Source organism: Actinoallomurus sp. CA-150999, from assembly GCF_050942425.1.
Classification (GTDB): domain Bacteria; phylum Actinomycetota; class Actinomycetes; order Streptosporangiales; family Streptosporangiaceae; genus Actinoallomurus.
Genome location: NZ_CP192063.1, coordinates 112,473 through 131,774, shown reverse-complemented (window position 1 = coordinate 131,774; position 19,302 = coordinate 112,473). Strand labels below are relative to the sequence as shown.

The window sequence follows — 19,302 nt, the reverse complement described above, 5'->3', positions numbered from 1 at the left end:
GAAATCTATGAATAATCCACTGAACAGCGAAGACCCTCAGGTCGTCGTCGTCGGCCCGAACGGCTTGCCCATGATGGCCGGGGAGAACACCGACGACTCGGAGGAGCGCCCGATCACCGAGATGGTCGAGCAGCCCGCCAAGGTCATGCGCATCGGCAGCATGATCCGGCAGCTCCTCGAGGAGGTGCGCGCGGCGCCCCTCGACGAGGCCAGCCGGGCGCGTCTGGCGGAGATCCACCAGCGTTCGATCAAGGAGCTCGAGGACGGCCTCGCGCCCGAGCTGATCGCGGAGCTGGAGCGCATCTCCCTGCCGTTCACCAACACCGGCACCACGCCCAGCGAGGCGGAGCTCCGCGTCGCCCAGGCGCAGCTCGTCGGCTGGCTCGAAGGGCTCTTCCACGGCATCCAGACCACGCTGTTCGCCCAGCAGATGGCCGCCCGCGCCCAGCTGGAGCAGATGCGGCGCGCCCTTCCTCCGGGTGTGATCCCGCAGCAGGACGAGTCGGGCCCGGGCCACTCGTCCGGCCCCTACCTGTAGGCCCCGGGCCCGTACCCGATCAGGACCGCGCGGCGCGGGTCCGGCACGACGCCGGACCCGCGCCGTCTCCTGTCTCGGCGCCGTCGTGGGAACCCGCGCCGCAGGAGCGGACACGGACCTGATGTGACTGATCATCTGCCCACGGACGCGGAGCTGTGGGCGCGGGCGGTCGACGGCGAGCCCGAGGCGTTCGGGACGCTCTTCGACCGGCACGCGCGCGCCGTCTACAACCACTGCTTCCGCCGGACGAGCGACTGGTCGATGGCCGAGGACCTGACCTCGGTCGTGTTCCTCGAGTCCTGGCGCCGCCGCGACGACGTGCGCATCGCCCGGGAAACGGCGCTGCCCTGGTTCCTCGGCGTCGCGAACAACGTGCTACGCAACGCCCGCCGCTCGATGCGCCGGCACCAAGCGGCGCTCGCCCGCGTCCCGCCCGCCCTGCCCGAACCCGACCCCGCCGACGACGTCGGCGACCGCCTCGACGACGAACGCGCCATGCGACGCGTCACCGAACTGCTGCGGCGACTGCCCGCCGCCGACCGGGACGTGATCGAGCTGTGCCTGTGGGACGGCCTGTCGTACGAGGACGCCGCGACCGCCCTCGACGTCCCGGTGGGGACGGTGCGCTCGCGGCTCTCCCGTGCCCGGGCCCGGCTCCGGGACATGGAAGCCCGGGAACCCTCGGCGTCCGGCGGCCACAGACAGGGTGACACAACCACTGCGTCCCGGACCAGGAAGGGAACGTCATGAACGACTGGGAGCGCGTGCCTCCCGAGCGTGACCTGCCACCGGCCCGGCACGCTCAGCGCAGGGAGCACCTCGTGGCCGAGATCACACCGAAAGAGCGGCGCCGCCGCCTCTCCCGCAAGGCCCGCTGGATCACCGGGATCACCGTGGGCGCGGTGATCGCCGGAGGCGGGATCGCCACCGCGACGACGCAGTTCTGGGACGGCGGCGGCGCGGCCGACACGACGAACGTCGAATGCCACGACCGCGCCGACCTGAACACGAGCGACATCACCATCCTGCGGGTCGGCGACAGGACACCGCTCGACGCGTGCGCGAAAGAGTGGCGCAAGGGCCATGTGAAGAAGGGTGTCCACGCCGCGCCGCCGCTGGTGAGCTGCCTCCTCAAGACCGGCCCGGTCGGTGTCTTCCCCGGCGCCGCGGGCACGTGCGAGAGGATGGGCCTCGTCCCGACGCGTACGGCGTCGCCGGCCGAACGCGCGAGGTTCGAGGCCGTACGGCGGCTCGACACCGACCTGCACGAGCGCTTCGCCCGTTGCGTGTCGCAGCCGGACGCGGAGCGGTACGTTCGCGAGCGGCTCACCGCACTACGGCTGCCCGGCTGGAAGGTCACCGTGACCGGCTACGACGCCCACAACCGGTGCACCTCGTACGGCCTCGAGCCCGAGCACGACACCGTACGCCTCGTGGGGATCGAGCACCCCTGAGCCCAGGTCTCGTGCTGGACCGCGGCCGGCGACGTCGCCGCGCCGGCCGCGTCCGTCACTCGGGGAACAGCTCCTCGATCGTGCGGGCCACGCCGTCCTCGTCGTTGGCCGCGACCTTGTGGTGGACGGCGGCCAGCACGTCGGGGTGGGCGTTGGCCACGGCGTACGACCGGCCCGCCCAGGCCAGCATCGGCAGGTCGTTCGGCATGTCGCCGAACGCCACCACGTCGGCGGCGTCGATGGCGTGCCGGGCGCACAGCTCGGCGAGCGTGCTGGCCTTGGACACCCCCAGCGCGCTGATCTCGATCAACCGGTCGCCGTTGGAGTGGGTGGGCAGGACGACGTCGCCCACCAGCGCCCGCACCTCCGCCAGCAGCGCGTCGGCCTGCAGTTCGGGGTGGCGGGCCAGCAGCTTGGCGGCCGGCCGCGACACGAGCTCCTCGATCGGCGTGGGGGCCGGGGCCGTCCGCGAATCCCAGCGTGACAGCTGGAACCCGTCCGCGTAGACCAGCCCGTCGCCGTGCTCGACCGCGAAGCCGACCCCCGGCAAGGCCTCGCCGAGCACCTCGACGGCCGTCCGGAGCGCGTCCACCGGGATCAGGTGCGTGTCCACGACCTGCTCGGTGTGCATGTCGTAGACGATCGCGCCGTTCGCGCAGATCGCCAGCCCCCGGTGCGCGACCGCGTCGGCGACCGAGTGCATCCAGCGCGGCGGACGCCCCGTCACGAGCACGAGCATCGCGCCCGCCCGCTCCACCCGGGCGAACGCCGCCACGGTCCGCTCGGACACCGTGTAGTCGCTGCGGACGACGGTGCCGTCCAGGTCCGTGGCGACCGCCCGCGGCGGCGTCATCGCGCCACGGGCTCGAGCACCTCACGGCCGAGGTACTTCCGCAACGCCTGCGGAACGCGCACCGAACCGTCGGCCTGCTGGTGGTTCTCCAGGATCGCGACGATCCACCGGGTCGTGGCCAGCGTGCCGTTCAGCGTCGCCACCGGACGGGTCCGGCCCTCGCCGTCGCGGAAGCGTACGGACAGCCGGCGCGCCTGGAACTCCGTGCAGTTGGAGGTCGAGGTCAGCTCGCGGTAGCGGCTCTGCGTCGGCACCCAGGCCTCGCAGTCGTACTTGCGGGCCGCGCTCGTACCCAGGTCGCCCGCTGCCACGTCGATCACCCGGTAGGGCAGCTCGACCTTGGCGAGCATCTGCTTCTCCCAGTCCAGCAGGCGCAGGTGCTCCTCGTGCGAGTCCTCCGGATCGCAGTAGGAGAACATCTCCACCTTGTCGAACTGGTGCACCCGGATGATGCCGCGGGTGTCCTTGCCGTACGATCCGGCCTCCCGCCGGAAGCAGGACGACCAGCCGACGTAGCGCCGGGGCAGGTCACCGGTGAGGATCTCGTCGCGGTGGTAGGCGGCCAGCGGCACCTCGGAGGTGCCCACGAGGTACAGATCGTCCTCGGCCAGGTGGTAGACCTCCGACGCGTGCGCGCCGAGGAACCCGGTGCCCTCCATCGACTCCGGCTTGACCAGCACCGGCGGGATCATCGGCACGAACCCGGCCTCGATCGCCTGCTCCATCGCGAGGTTGAGCAGCGCCATCTGCAGCTGGGCGCCCACGCCCGTCAGGAAGTAGAACCGGGCGCCCGAGACCTTCGCGCCGCGCTCCATGTCGATCGCGCCGAGCCGCTCGCCCAGCTCCAGGTGGTCCTTCGGCTCGAAGTCGAACGTGGGCGGGGTGCCGATCTCTTCCAGGACGACGTAGTCCTCCTCGCCGCCGGCGGGCGCGCCCTCCTCCACGATGTTCGGCACGACGCGCAGCACGTCCTGCAGCTCCTGCTCGAGCCGCTGTGCCTCGGCGTCGGCCTCCTTGACCTGCTGGGCGAGCTCCTTCGCCCGGTCGAGCAGCTTCTGACGCTCCTCGCCCTGCGCCTTCGACACCGACTTGCCGAAACTCTTCTGCTCCGCCCGCAGGGACTCGAAGCCGCTCAGCGCGGAGCGGCGCCGCTCGTCCAGGTCGAGCAGCCGGTCGACGACGGCCTCGTCCTCGCCCCGGGCGCGCTGGCTCGCACGCAGCCGGTCGGGATCGTTTCGAAGGGCTCGCAGGTCAATCACAGACACGAGGCTACCGTCCGGGCCACCCCTGACCGACCCAATAACCGATCATCCGGGCGCCGGTGCCGAAGGCGGCCGCGCGAGGGGGCGGTGAGGCGACGATGTCGTCGGCGATGCGTCGTCCGTTCACCGGCCGGTGCGACGCGGATGGGAGAGTCACGGGCATGGACGACGACCTCTCCTTCGCGCTGTTCCTGGCGGACCGGGCGGACACGATCACGATGAGCCGGTTCCGGAGCGCCGACCTCGATGTACGGACCAAGCCGGACCGGTCGGCGGTGACGGAGGCGGACCTCGCGACCGAACGCGCCCTGCGGTCGCTCATCGCGGAGCACCGGCCGGACGACGGCGTCGTCGGCGAGGAGTTCGAGGAGACGCCGGGCGAGGGGCGCCGGTGGATCCTCGACCCCGTCGACCACACGGACAACTACACGCGGGGGATCGAGGTGTTCGCGACCCTGATCGCGCTGGAGGAACAGGGCCGGATCACCGTCGGCGTGGTGTCATCCCCGGCGATGGGCCGCCGCTGGTGGGCGTCCCATGGCCATGGCGCCTACACCAGCGGTCCGCCGGTGGACGGCTCCGGTGACGGCCGTACGGCGCGGCGGATGCGGGTGTCGGCGGTCGACGACCTGGCGGACGCGCACCTCTCGTACGCCGCGCTGGACCACTGGGAGCGGCGCGGCCTGGTGCCCGGCATCGTCGGGCTGTCCAAGGCGACGCGGTACGAGTTCGCGTCGGCGTGCTTCTGGGGTCAGATGCTCGTCGCCGAGGGCCGATGCGACGTCAGCCTGAACCCTCGCGGCAAGATCTGGGACAACGCGCCGATCCAGGTGATCGTCGAGGAGGCCGGCGGCCGGTTCAGCGACCTGGCGGGCGAGCCGCGCGTCGATCGGGAGTGTGCCGTCGTCACCAACGGGCTGCTGCATGACGACGTGCTGACTCGGCTGACGCGTTGACAGAGCCGCGCCCGGCGGGGCGGCTCGTGCTCGCCCCGCCGGAGAGCACGAGCCGCGCAGATTCATGCCCAGGGCGAAGATCTCGGCGAGCACGCGTCGATTCCGCCCCTGATGGGCACCGGGTTTCATCCCTGGCTGAAAGGCTTTGCCGCTCACTCACCGACCAGGAATGATCACGAAGGCGTGATCGGCGCCGCTCGCCGCACAGTCCGGCACCTTCCTGCCGTTCGACGGCGACGGGCCGGATCGGACGGCGGTGGCGTACTGGGGGTCGCCGCCGTCCGTCACGAGGAGGACCTCCAGACCGCCCCGGACGGCACTTGGCGCGCCGCGTTGCGGGCGATGGCGCTGTCTGCCGGCGGTGGCGTCGGCGACCACGTCGCCCGAACGAGGCCAGGAGCCGCATCGAACGGGCGGTGACTCCACTGGGGACCCCGGGGTCACCGCCCGTTCGTCACAGGTCGTGGCCGGAGCGGATGGCGTGCAGCCAGGCGGACGCCTCGGCGAAGTCGTCGTCGTGGGTGCCGCGGCGGATCTCGGTGCGGCCGTGGTCGGCTCGCGGGTAGCTGCCGAGGAAGCGGATGCCGGGGCAGATGCGGCGCAGGCCCATGAGCGCCTCGCCGACGCGGGCGTCCGCGACGTGGCCCTCGCAGTCGATCCAGAAGCGGTAGCGGCCGAAGCCGTCGCCGGTCGGCCGGGACTGGATCAGGGTCAGGTTGACGCCGCGGACCGCGAACTCCGTCAGGAACTCCAGCAGGGCGCCCGCGTGGTCGTCGGTGAGGTAGGCCATCAGCGACGTGCGGTCGAAGCCCGTGGGCTGGACGGGCGGGCCGGGCGGCCGTACGAGGACGAACCGGGTCACGGCGCCGGGGCGGTCGGCGATGTTGCCCGCGGCGGCCGTGAGGCCGTACCGCTCACCGGCGATCGGGGCGGCGATCGCGGCGTCGAAGCCCGAGGTGGCGTCGGCGACCGCCATGGCGGCGCCGGCCGTGGACGTGCCCGTCGTCACCTGGGCGTGCGGGAGCGTATGGGCGAGCCACCGGCGGCACTGCGCGTGCGCGTGCGGGTGGGTGCAGATGCTCTTGACGTCCTCCATCGCCGTGCCGGGGCGGACCAGCAGCGAGAACTCGACGGGGATGAGCACCTCATCGGTGATGAGGAGCACGTCGCCGTCGGCGAGTTCGTCGACGGTCGTGGTCACCGGGCCCTCGACGGAGTTCTCCAGGGGGACCATCGCGGCGTCCGCGTCGCCGCGGCGGACCGCGTCGAGCGCCATCGGAACCGTCGAGAACGGCTCGCGGGTGCCCGCCCGCGCCGCGGGAAGGGTGAGCAGGGCGGCCTCGGTGAAGGTGCCCTCAGGGCCGAAATAGGCGAACCGCTCCGGGCGGTCGGCCGGTGCCGCCCCGTCTCGCGGGCTGTCGTCGGTCACGGAGTCCCCTTATGCCGCTGCTGCTTCGGTCCGGCGTCATCCCAGGTTACGGCCGGTCGGCGCCTGGAAGTGACCGGGGGTTCGGGTCAGGTGGACGTGGACGATCGGCTGTTCACGCCGATGTCGCGCCCGTCGTCGAGCCGGATCTGCGGCCCCTGACCGAGCCTGGCCGCGCGTACGACCTGGTCCTCTTCGGGAGAGAGCAACTGGAGGCTGCGGCCACTCTGCACGATCTTGGCATAGGTGCGGGTCTCGGTGCGCCCGTTGATGGAGGTGAGCACGACTCCGTCGCCGGCGGAGTTGAGCAGGGCGAGCGAGAACGACAGACCGCCGGACTCCTCGCGAAGCGCGTCATAGTGGACGATGGCGACGTCGCGGATGGCGCGGTCGTCGGTGGCACCGGCGCTGACCTGCAGGCGGCGGCGCATCATCTCGGTGCATTCCTCGACGGCCCGCGTGGCGCGGCGCCGGGCGCTGAGCCCGGCATAGAGGCCGAGCCCGCCGATGCCGACAGCGGCCAAGGCGATCGTGATAAGGATCACGGTCCGAGCGTACCCACCGGGGAGTTCTCACGCGACGTATCCACGCGATCACGCGGAGATTCTCTTTCCGGTACCTTCCGCGCGGGCCGCCGACGGCAGAAGAGGAGAAGGAGTCCCAGGGCCCCGAGACCGTACGCATCTTGGACGATTCGCCCAATCGGCCGCGGTGCGAGGTGGTGAGCGAGCATAGTGATCCCCCACCACGGGATCGTGAGCACGTAGAACAGCCAGACCCCGGCCGCCAGCGCGAGCCTTCGCGGGTCGCGGCCGGTGCCCACGATGGCCCCGAAGATGACGACCAGCCAGGCGAGATGATGAATCCAGGAGACCGGCGAGACGGCCACCGCGATCAGCCCGGTGATCGCGACACCCCCGATCTCGTCGCCCGCCAGCACGGTACGGCGCGCGGCGCGGAAGCCGAAGTAAGCGATCACCCCGACGCACGCGAGCCAGATGAGGGCCGTGACCGGGCCGGGCAGGTAGAGCCGCAGCAGCATGCCGCGGATCGACTGGTTCGTGGTCGCGGTGTTGGAACCGAGGCGTTCGCTGTCGAAGAGGGCGCCGAACCAGTAGTCGGCCGAGTCCACCGGCAGGAGGAGGAACGTGCCGAGCGTGGCGGCGACCGCGCCGGCGATCGCCGTGCCCGCCTCCCGGCGCCGACCGGTGATCAGGAAGTAGACGATGAAGACGCCGGGGATGAGCTTGACCGCCGTGGCGAGCCCGATGAGCAGGCCCCGTGGCCAACGAGGCCGCGGCGCGGCGCAGTCGGCCACGCACATCGCCACGAGGAAGACGTCGACCTGCCCGAAGCGGATCTGGTCCCGCAGCGGCATGGGGTAGGCGCACAGCGCGACGAGAACGCCCGTGAGCACCGGCGCCCACAGGCCGACCCTGGCGAGCAGGGCGCGGAAGGCGTACCGCACGGTGATGGTCACGGCGAGCAGGACGAGCCCGACCCACAGCCACTGGGCGACGGCCCACGGCAGCAGGGCGAGCGGCACCGCCACCAGCACGGCGAAGGGCGGATAGGTGAACGGGAGTAGCTGCGGCGGCTGGGTCAGGAAGTCGTAGACCGGGGCCCCGCGCAGCACGGCCTGCCCGCCGGACCGGTAGACGTCCAGGTCGACCATGCGCTGGTCGGGCGGGTTGGTCAGCCAGTGCAGGGCGAGCGGCCCCACCGCGGCCACGACGATCGCGATACCCGCGACGACCATCGCGATCTCGCGTTTCGTCCTTCGCTCAGCCATGGGTCCATCCTGTCCCAAGTCCGGCACCGGCACGGCCACACCGCCGAACGCCGGTGACGCGGGGAACCGCGCGAAGAGCCCGCGACGTCCGATTCCCGTTGCCCGCAACCGGCCAGCAAGATCCGCAAAATCGCGTACATCCGCGAGCAACTCGGACGCGGCACTAGCCTGGGGAGGTCCCCAGCCTGGGGAGGTCCCCCAGATACCCGGAGGTGATCGTGGCACGGCCACGGATGGCGGAACGTCACCGCAGGAGCGCGGCGATCGCCGTGCTGGTGGGGTTCGCGGCCGCGTTGCTGGGCCTGCTGCCGGAGACCGCGGCCGCGGCGTCGGCCACGGAGACGGCCGCGCCGCCCGCCAAGATCCAGGGCCGGGTCCTGCTGATCGGTGTGCCGGGCCTGCGCTGGGGCGACATCCGCCGGACCACCGCGCCCAACCTCTGGAACCTCACCGGCCAGGCCGCCGTCGGCTCGCTGTCGGTCAAGACCGTGGCCGGGCACACCTGCCCGATCGACGGCTGGCTGACCGTGTCGGCGGGCCAGCGGTCACAGCTGCGCCACGGCGGCTGTGGCCTGCCGCCCGCGCCGAGCGGGACGGCGGTGCCGGGCTTCGCCGGGTTGCGCCAGGACAACGCGCACAACAAGTACGGCTCGAAGCTGGGCCTGCTGGGCGACGCGGTGCACCGGGCCGGGGGCTGCACGATGGCGATCGGTCCGGGCGCGGCGGTCGGCGCGGCGGACGGCACGGGCCGGGTGGACGGGTACACCCCCTCGGTGGACAAGACGCCGGCGGACGCCTGGTCGCGCTGCGCGCTCACGGTCGTCGACGTCGACGACGTCGTCCGCGCCTACATCAACGCCGGCGTGGACGTGAACGGCCACCAGGTCCACGTCACCGACAAGGGACGCGCGACGGCGGTCTCGGCCGCCGACGCCCAGATCGGCAAGATCCTCCGGGCGGCGCCCGCCGGCACGACCGTGCTGCTGGCCGGGCTGTCCGACAACACCAGCACCGGCCGCCTGCACGTCGCCATGGCCACCGGCCCCGGGTACGGCCCGCGCTACCTCACGGCGAACTCCACGCGCACGAGCGGCCTGGTCACGCTCACCGACGTGACCTCGACGGTCCTGCACACCCTCGGCGCCAAGCAGCCGACGGACGCGATCGGCTCGCCGTGGCGCCTCGACGGGCGCAAGTCGGCATCCGTGGGCCGCGTCGTCCGCGCGCTGACGGACCGGGACACCCACGCGCGGGTGTACGACCGGCTCGTCTTCCCCTTCTACCTCGTCCTCATCGCGGTGCAGATCGGGCTGTACGCCTTCGCGACCGTCGCGCTGCGCCGTAAGGGACACGGGCTGCTGGCGACGACGAAGGCGCTGGCGCTGGCCGCCGGAGCGCTGCCGGTGGCGTCGTTCCTGGCGAACGTCTACCCGTGGTGGAGGAGCGGGCACCCGGCGCTGACGCTGACCCTGCTCGTGCTGCTCGGCGTCGCCGTGGTCACGGCCGCCGCGCTCGCCGGTCCGTGGCGCCGGTCCGTGACCGGCCCGGGCGCGGTCGTGGCCGGCGCGACGGCGCTGTTCCTGACCCTCGACGTGGTGACCGGCAACCACCTGCAGAACTGCAGCGTTCTCGGCTACACCCCGGTCGTCGCCGGCCGGTTCTACGGCTTCGGCAACACGACGTGGGCCCTGTGGATAACCGGTGTGATCATCGCGACCGGGGCGCTGGCGGGGCGGCTGATCGCCGGTCGCGGCGACCGTCGCCTCCTGCCTCTCGTCCTCGTCGTCGCCGCCGGGCTGGCGGCGCTGGTCGTCGACGGCGCGCCGATGTGGGGTGCGGACTTCGGCGGCATCATCGCGACGATCCCCGGGTTCGCGGCGTTCGCGTTCATGCTGACCGGCCGCCGGGTCCGGCCCACGCGGGTGATCGCGGTGCTGGCGGCCGGGGCCGTACTCGTCCTGGGCGTCTCCTTCCTCGACTCGCTGCGGGCGAACCCCACCCACATCGGTGAGTTCTGGAACAACCTGGTGAGCGGCGACGCGGGCACGGTGCTGTTCCGGAAGTTCCGCGGCATGATCGGCACGCTCAGCCACTGGCAGCTGACGGTGATCATCGTGGCCGGCATCGGGTTCTTGTTCTTCGCGCTGCTGCGGCCGCTGGCCTGGCGCGCCGCCGCGCTGCAGATGGCCTACGAGCGCGCTCCCGCGCTGCGGGCCACGTTCTTCGCCGTACTGGTCACCGCCGTGGTCGGCATGCTCGTGAACGACTCCGGGGCGGCGATCCCGGCCATGGCGTTCACGGTCGCGGTCCCGCTGGCGCTCGCGGCGAGCGTACGGGCGCTGGAGCTCGGCGGGCCCGAACAGCCACCACGACCAGAGCCATCAGAAGAGCCGTCAGCACAGCAGGCGTGACGCGCGAGCGCACGCCGGTCACCAGCCAGTCGAGGGCGTGCGGGAGCCCGGCGAGCCGCGGGTCCCGGGCCGGCAGGTAGGCGAGGACCAGCACGGTCGTCCGGGCCAGGATCAGCCCGTCGATCCGCGACCAGGCCAGGGGGTGGCGGGGCGCAGCCACGGGGGTGGACACAGGCGAGCGGTCCGGCGCGGCCGCAGAGGGGCGGTCGGGCGCGGTCACGGGGGTGGACACGAGCGCGAGCATCGCCCAGCCGAGGCCGTCGTACCAGGGCAGGGCGTACGGGGCGGCGAACAGCCAGGCGATCGCCAGCACGGCGCTGACCCGGAGCGCGTCCTCCCCGGTCGTGTCCGTGACCTCGCCCACGTCGCGGACGCCCGGCCGGGGCGTCGCGCGCAGCAGCAGGACCGCCAGGACGACGGTCAGGACGATCGCACCGCGCTGGACCACCGAGCGGGGCAGTGTCAGCAGGAGCCCGCCCCCCGCCCCGGCGAACAGGTGCCAGGGCGTGGCCAGCGCCACCGCCCGGGACGCGCGGCCCAGCTGGTCGAAGGAGTGCGGTCCGGCCATGAGGTACGCCAGGCCGGTGACCACGGCCGCCGTGAGGGGGAGCGCCACCAGCCGTGCGGCCGCCGCTCCGGCGCCGCTCCGGGCCGGCGCCCGCCCGGCTCCGGTCGCCCGGCGGGCCTCCCACCAGTCGCGGAGCAGGATCCAGGCCGGTCCCCCGGCGACGATCGCCACATTGATCTTCACGGCGGCGCCCGCGCCGATGAGGATGCCGGCCGCGACGCACCGGCCGAGGGTCCGGGTGTCCGTCTGGCGCGACCACGGTGGATCGGGCAGCGCGAACACGACCAGCCCGGCGACCGCGAACGCCAGCGCGAGAACGTCGTTGTGCGCCCCGCCGACCAGCGCGTACAGCATGAGCGGATTGGCCGACCACAGCAGCGCGGCGCGCAGCCGCCGCTCCCGGTCGCCGCGCGTGGCGTGGGCGAGCAGCAGGCCGACGGTCAGGAAGGCCACGACCTGCGTCACCGACATCACGAAGACGGTGAGCCGGACCGAGCGCCCGCCGATCAACGACGCGAACGTCTGCTGCGCGGTGGCGATCGGCCCGTACAGGGTGGGCGCGTCCCGCCAGTCCTGCACCGCGCCGATCACCGGGTCGGCCGGCAGGCCGCGCGCCGCGGTGGCGTACGGGTCGTTTCCGGTGACCGCCATGCGGCCGTACGCGGCGTAGTTGAGGTGGTCGGCCGAGCCGATGGGCGGCATGAACATGAACGCGACCGCCGCGACGCCTCCGGCGATCAGGAGGATCCGCGGCGAGATCCACCAGCCACGGCGGGAGGCGTACAGGCACAGGCCGATGCCCAGCGCGGAGAGCCCGGCGCCGATCGCGGTCAGCACGATGACGAGGTGCGGGGAGGGGTGGACGCCGAGGGAGTAGGGCGGCTGTCCGGAACCTCCGGGCAGGGCCGGCTCCATCACCGAGGGTCCGAGCAGGGCCACGGTCAGGAAGCAGGCCAGGCCGAGCGCGGCGGCGGCCAGGCCGGCGTAGCCTGCTCGGTCAGCGCGTGACACGACGTGGCCCGATCGGTCAGCGCGTGGCACGACGGAGCCGGGCGAGCTGCCGGGTCACGGCGGGCTCCCGTGCCGCGAGCGCGCGCCCGACGTCCCGGAACTGCCGGGCCCGGTGCAGCTGGGCTCGCCAGTCGGTGCCGGTGGCACGGTGCGCCAGGGGGACCTCGACCTCGGTCACCTTGAACCCCTTGTGCAGGAGGTCGACCGTGAGGCCGGTCTCGACCCCGAATCCGGGGGCGAGGGGCAGGGCCGCCTCGAACGCCTCGCGGGTGAGGCAGCGCTGGCCGTTCAGCGGCTGCGTGGCGGTCCAGCCGGTGAGGCGCTTGATGCCGTCGCGGGACAGCCGGACCACGAAGCCGTGGCCGCCGAGTTTCACCCGGTCGCTGAAGGCCGCGATGGACATGGCGGCGGACCCGGTGCGGACCGGCTCGATCAGCGGCCCGGCCTGGCGCGCCGTGTCGCCCAGGTCGGCGTCGAGGAACAGCAGGTGCCGGGGGACGTCGCCGTCGAGCAGGCGCACCGCGGCGGCGCCCGTCTCCATCGCGGCGCCCTTGCCGCGGTTGCGCGAGTGCCGTACGACCTTCGCGCCCGCGCCCTCGGCGAGCCGTCCGGTGGCGTCGGTGGACCCGTCGTCGACCACGACCACGAGGTCGACGCCGGGCAGCGACGCCGCCGCCTCCACCGTCGAGGCGATCCGGTCCTGCTCGTCCTTGGCCGCGATGATGACGGCCGTGTCCGCCTGCATGAAGGCGATGGTAGTGGCGGTCAGGTGCCTTCGAGGGCCGGTAGGGCATCGTGCACGGAGAACACCGTGTCGAGGCCCGTGACCTGAAGGATGCGGCGGACGGCCGGACGCGGCGACGCGAGCTCGAGCGAGCCCCCGTGCTCACGGAGTCGTTTCATGGCCGAGAGCAGGACGTTCATCCCTGTCGAGTCACAGAACTCGACCCCGCTCAGGTCCACCACGACCCGGCCGGCGCCGTCGCGAACGAGCGAGGCCAGCTCGGCTTGCAATCTTGGCGCCGTATAGAGATCGACCTCGCCGTAGACGGATACGACGGCGTGACCCCCCTGAGACGCGGTCGAGACCTTTAGCTCCACGAGCCGCACACTAGCGCTCTCGGAGCGGGTGAACCAGAGCCGAACGAGATTAGGGAACGGCCGTTGCCAGTCGGTGGGATGCGCTTTGCCGACGAGCCGACGACTTCTGCGGCTTACGAGCGAAATATCCGGCAATTCAGGTGCCAAAGCTGCGTCGGGGAGATCTTCTCAATTCTCGGCGTCGAAGTGCGTGAATCCACCCACCGGCGCGTCGCCGGTGCGAGAAGCTGGGACGATGACGAGCGAGAGACCCGGCGACCCGGGGCGCCACCGGGTTCGCGAGCGGCTGGAAACCATTCGCGATCGTTCGGAAAAATCCAGTTCATGGCGGTCTATTACGCAATATGTCTCGCGCCTGGTGAACCGCGAGGGCTACGTTCCGGTCAAGGCCCGGCTGGCCCGGGAGGACATTGTTTTCCTCGCCTCCGCCCGCGACGACGTCACCGCCTTCTGCGAGATGACCCTGCGCATCATCGACCTGCACCGGCCGCAGGACTCCGGAGGCATCACCAGCGACGTCGCCAACCCGCTTCGCCGGTGTCGCGCCTGCATGTGGCGCTGGCCCTGCCCGACGTTCCGCGCCGTCCGGGACATGGTCGACCGGCCACCGGGGGCCTGACGCGGCCGCGATCATTTCGTTATTCTTCGTCCCCAACCAACCGTGATCTTGAAGCATCTACCGATGCATGACGAAAACGATGCCCAAGGCGATGGGGCTTACCGCCGCCATCGGCCTGTCCGCACTGGTCCTCACCGGATGCGGTTCCAAGAAGGATTCCTCCGACGCGCAGCCGAGCGCGAGCGCGCCGGGAGCTTCCAGTTCCGCCGGAGCCGGAAGCCCGTCGAAATCGAGCGGTAAATCCACCGGGAAGTCCGGCGGAACCGGAAAGGGCCAGGCCTCCGGCAAGGGCGCGACCGTGCTGCCGGTGACGTCGTCGGTCCGCTCCGCTCTGGTCGACGCCTACCTGATGAATGCGATGAAGAAACACCCGAAGGAGAAAACGTCCGACGTCGTCGGCCCGTCGGAAACGCACTACGGAAAGGCCGGGGGCGTGTATTACGCCATCGGCGAGATCTCACTCAAGAACGATCCGGCGACCAAGCAGGACGGCCCGTTCGTCTGGAAGAGCCCGAACGGAACCGACTGGAGTTACGAGGGCGACACCGGAGGCTCCCCCTGCGGCAAGGTGCCGGCCGCGCTCGTGAAGGCGTGGGGCAAGTCCTGCGGATGACCGACCCGCGGGCACCCGCCGGGCCCGCGATCCCCGGCGTACGGGCTCGCTGAACGCGTCGGGCCGCCACCTCCGGACAGGAGGCGGCCCGGTGACGACAGGAGCGGACGGACGCCTGGTGGAGCAAGTTATCCACAGGCTGTGCGTTCCGACATCCACGGCGCCCACAGCGCTTGAAAACCGGCTTTGACCAGCGACGAAGCGTCGCGATTTCCGAGTTCCCCAGCGCACGTCGCGATTTTGTCCACGGGTTGTCCACCGGTTGTCCACAGCCGGCACCGACAGATGGCGGCACGCGACGCGACGGCGATCATGACCGGGATCGGCCTGAAATGCACTGTCTCCGCGTCCCAACCGCGTACGCTCGCCTCATGGGGCGTGCGATTCTCACCATCATCGGGATACTGCTGGCGATCTGGCTGTTGTTCACGGTCCTCGGAATGCTCATCTCCGCATTGAAGTTCTTGCTCTGGCTCGGCGTTCTCGCGGTCATCGGCGCCGTGATCGTCACGGTGATCAGCAAAATGGCGAAGAGCAGATAGCGGGTCTTGTGTCGTCGTATGGATGGCACGGATGATTCGGCCATGAGCCTCACGGGCATCCTTCGCGACCGGGCAAGCGAACACCCAGACGAGACCGCCTTCAGCTACGAAGGCGTCCGCGTCACGTACCGGGAATTCGACCGGCGTGCGGACCAGGTCGCGGAGTCCCTCCGGGCGTCCGGCGTACGCCCCGGCGACCGGGTCGCCGTGCTCGACAAGAACTCACTGGCCTACGCCGAGCTGCTGTTCGGCGCGGCGCGGGCCGGAGCCGTGCAGGTTCCCATCAATTACCGGCTGTCCGCCGATGAGATCGCCTACATCGTCGACAACGCGCAGGCCCCGGTGCTCGTCGTCGGGCCGGAATTCGTTCCGGTGCTGGACGCCATCGCCGGCCGCCTGCGCCACACCGAGCACCTGATCGTCATCGGTGGCACCGATCACGGCTACACGGACTACGGTGCGTGGACCGACCGGGACGCCGGGCCCCGCGACGAGTCCGGCGAGGTGTTCGTCCAGCTGTACTCCTCGGGCACCACCGGCCGGCCCAAAGGGGTCATGCTGACCCACGAGAACTTCCTGGCCGGGCTACGGACGAGCGAGGAGCTCTGGGACATCCGCCCGGACAGCGTGCTGATGGTCGCGATGCCGATCTATCACATCGCCGGGTGCGCCCTCGCGGTCATCGGGATCTACGCCGGCATCCCCGCCGTGATCGTGCGGGAGCCCGATCCGATCGGGATCGCGCGATCCATCGAGGAGCACAAGGTCACCCACGTCTTCCTCGTCCCGGTGCTCCTGCTGTTCATGCAGCAGCTGCCGCAGGTTCGGGAGGCGGACCTGTCCAGCCTCCGTCTCGTCATCTACGGGGCCTCGCCGATCAGCGAGGACGTGCTGCGCGGTGCGCTGGAGATGCTGCCTTCGTGCGACTTCATGCAGGTGTACGGCATGACGGAGACGACGGGGGCCGTCACCCACCTGCCCCCGGCCGACCACGTGCCCGACAGTCCGCGGCTGCGCAGCGCGGGCATCGCCAACCCCGGCACCGAGCTGAAGATCGTCGACCCGGCGACCGGCGAGCCGCTGCCACCCGGACGGGTCGGCGAGATCGTCTGCCGGACCGCGCAGAACATGAAGGGCTACTGGTCGCTGGACGAGGCCACCCGGGACGTCATGCTCCCCGGCGGCTGGCTGCGCACCGGCGACGCCGGCTACCTCGACGAGGACGGCTACCTCTACATCCACGACCGCGTGAAGGACATGATCATCTCAGGTGGGGAGAACATCTACCCCGCCGAGGTGGAGAACGTCCTGATGAGCCACCCCGCCGTGACCGACTGCGCGGTCATCGGCGTGCCGGACGACAAGTGGGGTGAGACGCCGAAGGCCTTCGTCGTCCGCGACGCCGAGATCGGCGAGCGCGAGCTGATCGACTTCTGCCGGAGCAGGCTGGCCCATTTCAAGTGCCCGACCTCCGTGGAATGGTCGGAGGCCATCCCCCGCAACCCGACCGGCAAGGTGCTCAAGCGCGAGCTTCGCAAGCCGTACTGGGAGCATGAGAGCCGTGCGGTTCGTTGACACAGCCTGAGCCGAGCGGAGGGAGCCGGACCCGCCAGAGCAGCCGCCGCCCGAGCCGCGCACGCAGGGGGAGATCATGAATCCGTTCCCGCCCGGTCCGCCACCGATCCCGCCCGGGCAGTCGCCGGGTTTCCCGGGGCAGCCGGTAGGGGCGCCCCTACCGCCCGAGCAGCTCCGCGCGATCCTGGGCAACGCGGTCATGCGGCAGGCCTCGTTCGGATGGCGCGTCCAGGCGCAGTCCGACACCCAGGCGGTGCTGGTCAGCGGCGGCCAGGTGAACCACGTCCTGCACCTGCTCATCACGCTGCTGCTGTGCGGCCTGTGGCTGCCCGTCTGGGTGATCCTCGCCATCACCGGGACCGAGAAGCGCCTGGTCATCGCGGTCGACCCGTACGGCGTCCTGCTGTTCAACGGCCGTCCGATGCCGCCGATCGGGCCCCCCGGCCCCCCGATCCGCCCGGTCGGCCCGGTCGGGCCTCCGCCCGCCAACCTCAACGCCCAGGCCGTCGCGGCCGCCAACCTCCGGCGTGAGCTGCGATACAAGGCCCGCGAGCAGGCCGCCGCCGACATCGTCCTCGCCCGGGAGCTGCGGATCGGCCGTCCTGACCTGCCCCGCCAGTACGACGACGGCGGGCTCGTCGACGTCAACCACGTGCCCGCGCAGGTCCTCACGATGTTCTCCGGAGTGACGCCGGAGTTGGCCGAGCACATCGCGACCGTCCGCGACCACGTCGGCGGATTCTCTTCGGCGGAGGAGCTCGCGGCAACCGCCGACCTGCACCCCGACCTCCTGCCCGAGATCGCGGAGTACGCCGTCTTCCTGCCCTGATCCGGCATGTGATCCAGGTCACGGGAACCGGCCAGGGCCGGCCGGACAGTCCTGTGCCGTGGAGATGAATATGCGCGCCCGGGTACGGGCCGGGGATCCGGACGCGTTCCGAGAACTGTTCGACGAACACGTGCGCTCGGTCTACAACCACGCCTTCCGCCTGACGGGGAACTGGTCGACGGCGGAGGAGGTCGTCTCGCTGACCTTCCTCGACGCCTGGCGGTTCCGCGACCGGGTCGACGCCGACGGTGGCTCACTGCGCCCCTGGCTCCTCGGCATCGCCACCAACGTCGCGCGGAACGTGCGCCGCGCCGCCCGGCGGTACGACGGCGCGCTGGCACGGCTTCCCGGGCAGGACGCGGTCCCGGACTTCGCCGAGGAGGTCACGAGCCGCATCGACGACCGAGAACGTCTCGACCTCGTTCGTACGGCTCTGGCCGCGCTACGGAAGCCCGAGCGGGAGGTGCTGGCGCTCTGTGTGTGGTCCGGGCTCGACTACGGCGAGGCGGCCGAGGCGCTCGGCATCCCGGTCGGCACCGTACGTTCCCGGCTGTCGAGGGCACGCAAGAAGCTGCACAAACTCGTCGCCGCCGGAAGGCTTCGGCCGCCCGACGGAGATCGGGAACCGCACACCGGCCACGGACAGGGAGAAGGTGACCGCGAGATCGCGGTCCGGTCCGCTCAGGAGAAAGCCCGATGAACACCACCCCGACTCAGCCCGGCCGCGACGATCGCGAGGAGCTGGCCCGGTTGCTTCCGCCGTCGGCGGAACGGGACCTGCCGAGCGGCCGTCACCGACGAATCCAGGAGTTCGTGATGAGCCAGATCCACCAGGACCTCCGCTCGGCCGAGCAGGCCCCGCGCCGTCGCTCGCCGAAGCGCCGCCCTGTCATCCTCGGAGCGGCACTGACCGCCGTCGCCGGCGCGACCGCCGCCGCCGTGGTCATCGGCACCGCAGGCTCCGGGAAGTCCACCCCGACCGCGACCCACGCGAGCGGCTCGGTCTCCCACCCGGCCGTGGCGCTATCCGGCAAGCAGGTCCTGCTCGCGGCGGCGACCACCGCCGAGCACGCCCCCGCCGGATCCGGCACGTACTGGCACGTCAGGACGTACTACACCAAGACGGACAGCAGCGGCACCGGCGGCTCAGTGATCGAGACGTGGACCCGGCGCGACGGCAAGTCCTGGGCCAGGTCGGGCGCACCGAACAGTCCGATCGTGGTCAACGGGGCCAAGCACGGGTTCTGGAACAACGGCTTCGGCGTGAACGACATCATGCTGAGCTTCCAGCAGATCCAGCGGCTGCCGGCCGATCCGAACGCGCTCAGAACCTACATCACCCGGAACAGCAGGGAGATGAAGGCCGTCGGCCATGGAATGACCAAGGATGAAGTCATCAGCGCGGGGCTGGGCAGCCTGCTCAAGATGACGCCGGCTCCGCCGGCGGTCCGCGCCGCCGCGTTCCGTGCCCTCGCCGCACTTCCGGAGGTACAGAACCTCGGTCCGGTGAAGGGCGGCGTGGGTCTGAAGATCCGCTACAGCGACGGCTGGGGGAGGCTGGTCCTCGATCCGGCGACCTCGCAGCTGAAGAGCGCCGGCTTCGGCGACTCCGACAAGAAGATGAGCGGCACGGAGCAGACCAACGCCGGGTGGACCAATGAGGCGCCCCGGTAGATCGTCCCGGTAGTCGGTTGAGACGCGAGGCTCGGGCATCGCCTGGGCCTCGCGTCTCGCGTCCCTCACGTCACCCCT

The 19,302-nt window shown here is 71.4% G+C and carries 20 protein-coding genes; 12 read left to right on the top strand and 8 right to left on the bottom strand.

Going from position 1 to position 19,302, the window contains the following annotated elements; genetic code table 11:
- The first annotated feature begins 7 nt into the window (after positions 1 to 7).
- The 3 genes from ACQP2O_RS00680 (at position 8) to ACQP2O_RS00670 (ending at position 1,992) form a co-directional block, all read left to right on the top strand.
- Positions 8 to 538, top strand: coding sequence for a bacterial proteasome activator family protein (locus tag ACQP2O_RS00680; RefSeq protein ID WP_433179160.1), 531 nt, complete (start codon positions 8 to 10; stop codon positions 536 to 538).
- Positions 539 to 661: 123 nt separating this feature from the next.
- A complete protein-coding gene (locus tag ACQP2O_RS00675) occupies positions 662 to 1,288 on the top strand; it encodes an RNA polymerase sigma factor (protein ID WP_433179159.1) in 627 nt (208 codons plus the stop codon).
- Positions 1,285 to 1,992, top strand: a complete 708-nt coding sequence (locus tag ACQP2O_RS00670) for a hypothetical protein (RefSeq protein WP_433179158.1) — start codon at positions 1,285 to 1,287, stop codon at positions 1,990 to 1,992. The genes ACQP2O_RS00675 and ACQP2O_RS00670 overlap by 4 nt, the downstream gene beginning before the upstream one ends.
- 55 nt (positions 1,993 to 2,047) lie before the next feature.
- Here ACQP2O_RS00670 and ACQP2O_RS00665 read toward each other — a convergent pair whose 3' ends face one another.
- Entirely contained in the window at positions 2,048 to 2,845 is a 798-nt protein-coding gene (locus ACQP2O_RS00665) for an HAD family hydrolase (RefSeq protein ID WP_433179157.1), read from the bottom strand.
- A complete protein-coding gene (gene serS / locus ACQP2O_RS00660; protein WP_433179156.1) occupies positions 2,842 to 4,104 on the bottom strand; it encodes a serine--tRNA ligase in 1,263 nt (420 codons plus the stop codon). Before serS ends, ACQP2O_RS00665 begins: the two co-directional genes overlap by 4 nt.
- Positions 4,105 to 4,268: 164 nt before the next feature.
- Between serS and ACQP2O_RS00655 the strand changes: the two genes are divergently transcribed.
- Complete coding sequence (locus ACQP2O_RS00655; protein WP_433179155.1) at positions 4,269 to 5,063, top strand: inositol monophosphatase family protein; 795 nt, start codon at positions 4,269 to 4,271, stop codon at positions 5,061 to 5,063.
- 454 nt (positions 5,064 to 5,517) lie between these two features.
- On the opposite strand, the gene pheA is transcribed toward ACQP2O_RS00655, so the two are convergent.
- The 3 genes from pheA to ACQP2O_RS00640 all read right to left on the bottom strand — a co-directional run bounded on the left by pheA (position 5,518) and on the right by ACQP2O_RS00640 (position 8,281).
- Positions 5,518 to 6,492: a prephenate dehydratase gene (gene pheA, locus ACQP2O_RS00650; protein WP_433179154.1), complete on the bottom strand. Its 975-nt coding sequence runs from the start codon at positions 6,490 to 6,492 to the stop codon at positions 5,518 to 5,520.
- An 86-nt stretch (positions 6,493 to 6,578) separates the two neighbouring features.
- The gene (locus ACQP2O_RS00645; RefSeq protein ID WP_433179153.1) at positions 6,579 to 7,034 is read right to left on the bottom strand and encodes a DUF4446 family protein; all 456 of its coding nucleotides are present in this window, start codon (positions 7,032 to 7,034) and stop codon (positions 6,579 to 6,581) included.
- Positions 7,031 to 8,281: a glycosyltransferase 87 family protein gene (locus ACQP2O_RS00640; protein WP_433179152.1), complete on the bottom strand. Its 1,251-nt coding sequence runs from the start codon at positions 8,279 to 8,281 to the stop codon at positions 7,031 to 7,033. The genes ACQP2O_RS00645 and ACQP2O_RS00640 overlap by 4 nt, the downstream gene beginning before the upstream one ends.
- A 218-nt stretch (positions 8,282 to 8,499) precedes the next feature.
- Here ACQP2O_RS00640 and ACQP2O_RS00635 point away from each other — a divergent pair, with 218 nt between their 5' ends.
- A complete protein-coding gene (locus ACQP2O_RS00635; RefSeq protein ID WP_433179151.1) occupies positions 8,500 to 10,692 on the top strand; it encodes a hypothetical protein in 2,193 nt (730 codons plus the stop codon).
- On the opposite strand, the gene ACQP2O_RS00630 is transcribed toward ACQP2O_RS00635, so the two are convergent.
- The 3 genes from ACQP2O_RS00630 to ACQP2O_RS00620 are packed head-to-tail and all read right to left on the bottom strand — an operon-like array spanning position 10,577 to position 13,372.
- The gene (locus ACQP2O_RS00630) at positions 10,577 to 12,271 is read right to left on the bottom strand and encodes a polyprenol phosphomannose-dependent alpha 1,6 mannosyltransferase MptB (RefSeq protein ID WP_433179149.1); all 1,695 of its coding nucleotides are present in this window, start codon (positions 12,269 to 12,271) and stop codon (positions 10,577 to 10,579) included. The genes ACQP2O_RS00635 and ACQP2O_RS00630 overlap by 116 nt on opposite strands.
- 16 nt (positions 12,272 to 12,287) lie before the next feature.
- Complete coding sequence (locus ACQP2O_RS00625) at positions 12,288 to 13,016, bottom strand: glycosyltransferase family 2 protein (RefSeq protein ID WP_433179148.1); 729 nt, start codon at positions 13,014 to 13,016, stop codon at positions 12,288 to 12,290.
- A 20-nt stretch (positions 13,017 to 13,036) separates the two neighbouring features.
- On the bottom strand, positions 13,037 to 13,372 hold the full coding sequence (locus ACQP2O_RS00620; protein WP_360881883.1) for an STAS domain-containing protein: 336 nt from the start codon (positions 13,370 to 13,372) through the stop codon (positions 13,037 to 13,039).
- A 235-nt stretch (positions 13,373 to 13,607) separates the two neighbouring features.
- On the opposite strand from ACQP2O_RS00620, the gene ACQP2O_RS00615 reads away from it, so the two are divergent.
- From ACQP2O_RS00615 to ACQP2O_RS00585, 7 genes are all read left to right on the top strand, one after another.
- Positions 13,608 to 13,991, top strand: coding sequence for a hypothetical protein (locus tag ACQP2O_RS00615; RefSeq protein WP_433179147.1), 384 nt, complete (start codon positions 13,608 to 13,610; stop codon positions 13,989 to 13,991).
- Positions 13,992 to 14,070: 79 nt separating this feature from the next.
- Positions 14,071 to 14,604 (top strand): hypothetical protein, encoded by a 534-nt coding sequence (locus ACQP2O_RS00610; protein WP_433179146.1) that lies wholly within the window; start codon positions 14,071 to 14,073, stop codon positions 14,602 to 14,604.
- A gap of 371 nt (positions 14,605 to 14,975) precedes the next feature.
- Positions 14,976 to 15,146: a hypothetical protein gene (locus ACQP2O_RS00605; RefSeq protein WP_360881891.1), complete on the top strand. Its 171-nt coding sequence runs from the start codon at positions 14,976 to 14,978 to the stop codon at positions 15,144 to 15,146.
- A gap of 42 nt (positions 15,147 to 15,188) precedes the next feature.
- Complete coding sequence (locus tag ACQP2O_RS00600; RefSeq protein ID WP_433179145.1) at positions 15,189 to 16,721, top strand: long-chain-fatty-acid--CoA ligase; 1,533 nt, start codon at positions 15,189 to 15,191, stop codon at positions 16,719 to 16,721.
- Positions 16,722 to 16,797: 76 nt separating this feature from the next.
- Positions 16,798 to 17,550, top strand: a complete 753-nt coding sequence (locus ACQP2O_RS00595) for a helix-hairpin-helix domain-containing protein (RefSeq protein WP_433179143.1) — start codon at positions 16,798 to 16,800, stop codon at positions 17,548 to 17,550.
- A 70-nt stretch (positions 17,551 to 17,620) separates the two neighbouring features.
- Positions 17,621 to 18,250, top strand: a complete 630-nt coding sequence (locus tag ACQP2O_RS00590; protein ID WP_433179142.1) for an RNA polymerase sigma factor — start codon at positions 17,621 to 17,623, stop codon at positions 18,248 to 18,250.
- On the top strand, positions 18,247 to 19,224 hold the full coding sequence (locus ACQP2O_RS00585) for a CU044_5270 family protein (RefSeq protein ID WP_433179141.1): 978 nt from the start codon (positions 18,247 to 18,249) through the stop codon (positions 19,222 to 19,224). Before ACQP2O_RS00590 ends, ACQP2O_RS00585 begins: the two co-directional genes overlap by 4 nt.
- Positions 19,225 to 19,302: the final 78 nt, after the last annotated feature.

What these genes read in the sequence shown, in the direction of transcription:
- ACQP2O_RS00605 (WP_360881891.1), top strand. Translation starts at nt 14,976, where the DNA reads ATGGGGCGTGCGATTCTCACCATCATCGGGATACTGCTGGCGATCTGG.
- ACQP2O_RS00610 (WP_433179146.1), top strand. Translation starts at nt 14,071, where the DNA reads ATGCCCAAGGCGATGGGGCTTACCGCCGCCATCGGCCTGTCCGCACTG.
- ACQP2O_RS00640 (WP_433179152.1), bottom strand. Translation starts at nt 8,281, where the DNA reads ATGGCTGAGCGAAGGACGAAACGCGAGATCGCGATGGTCGTCGCGGGT.
- ACQP2O_RS00595 (WP_433179143.1), top strand. Translation starts at nt 16,798, where the DNA reads ATGAATCCGTTCCCGCCCGGTCCGCCACCGATCCCGCCCGGGCAGTCG.
- ACQP2O_RS00600 (WP_433179145.1), top strand. Translation starts at nt 15,189, where the DNA reads ATGAGCCTCACGGGCATCCTTCGCGACCGGGCAAGCGAACACCCAGAC.
- ACQP2O_RS00585 (WP_433179141.1), top strand. Translation starts at nt 18,247, where the DNA reads ATGAACACCACCCCGACTCAGCCCGGCCGCGACGATCGCGAGGAGCTG.
- ACQP2O_RS00590 (WP_433179142.1), top strand. Translation starts at nt 17,621, where the DNA reads ATGCGCGCCCGGGTACGGGCCGGGGATCCGGACGCGTTCCGAGAACTG.
- ACQP2O_RS00670 (WP_433179158.1), top strand. Translation starts at nt 1,285, where the DNA reads ATGAACGACTGGGAGCGCGTGCCTCCCGAGCGTGACCTGCCACCGGCC.
- ACQP2O_RS00680 (WP_433179160.1), top strand. Translation starts at nt 8, where the DNA reads ATGAATAATCCACTGAACAGCGAAGACCCTCAGGTCGTCGTCGTCGGC.
- ACQP2O_RS00665 (WP_433179157.1), bottom strand. Translation starts at nt 2,845, where the DNA reads ATGACGCCGCCGCGGGCGGTCGCCACGGACCTGGACGGCACCGTCGTC.
- ACQP2O_RS00615 (WP_433179147.1), top strand. Translation starts at nt 13,608, where the DNA reads ATGACGAGCGAGAGACCCGGCGACCCGGGGCGCCACCGGGTTCGCGAG.
- ACQP2O_RS00655 (WP_433179155.1), top strand. Translation starts at nt 4,269, where the DNA reads ATGGACGACGACCTCTCCTTCGCGCTGTTCCTGGCGGACCGGGCGGAC.
- ACQP2O_RS00625 (WP_433179148.1), bottom strand. Translation starts at nt 13,016, where the DNA reads ATGCAGGCGGACACGGCCGTCATCATCGCGGCCAAGGACGAGCAGGAC.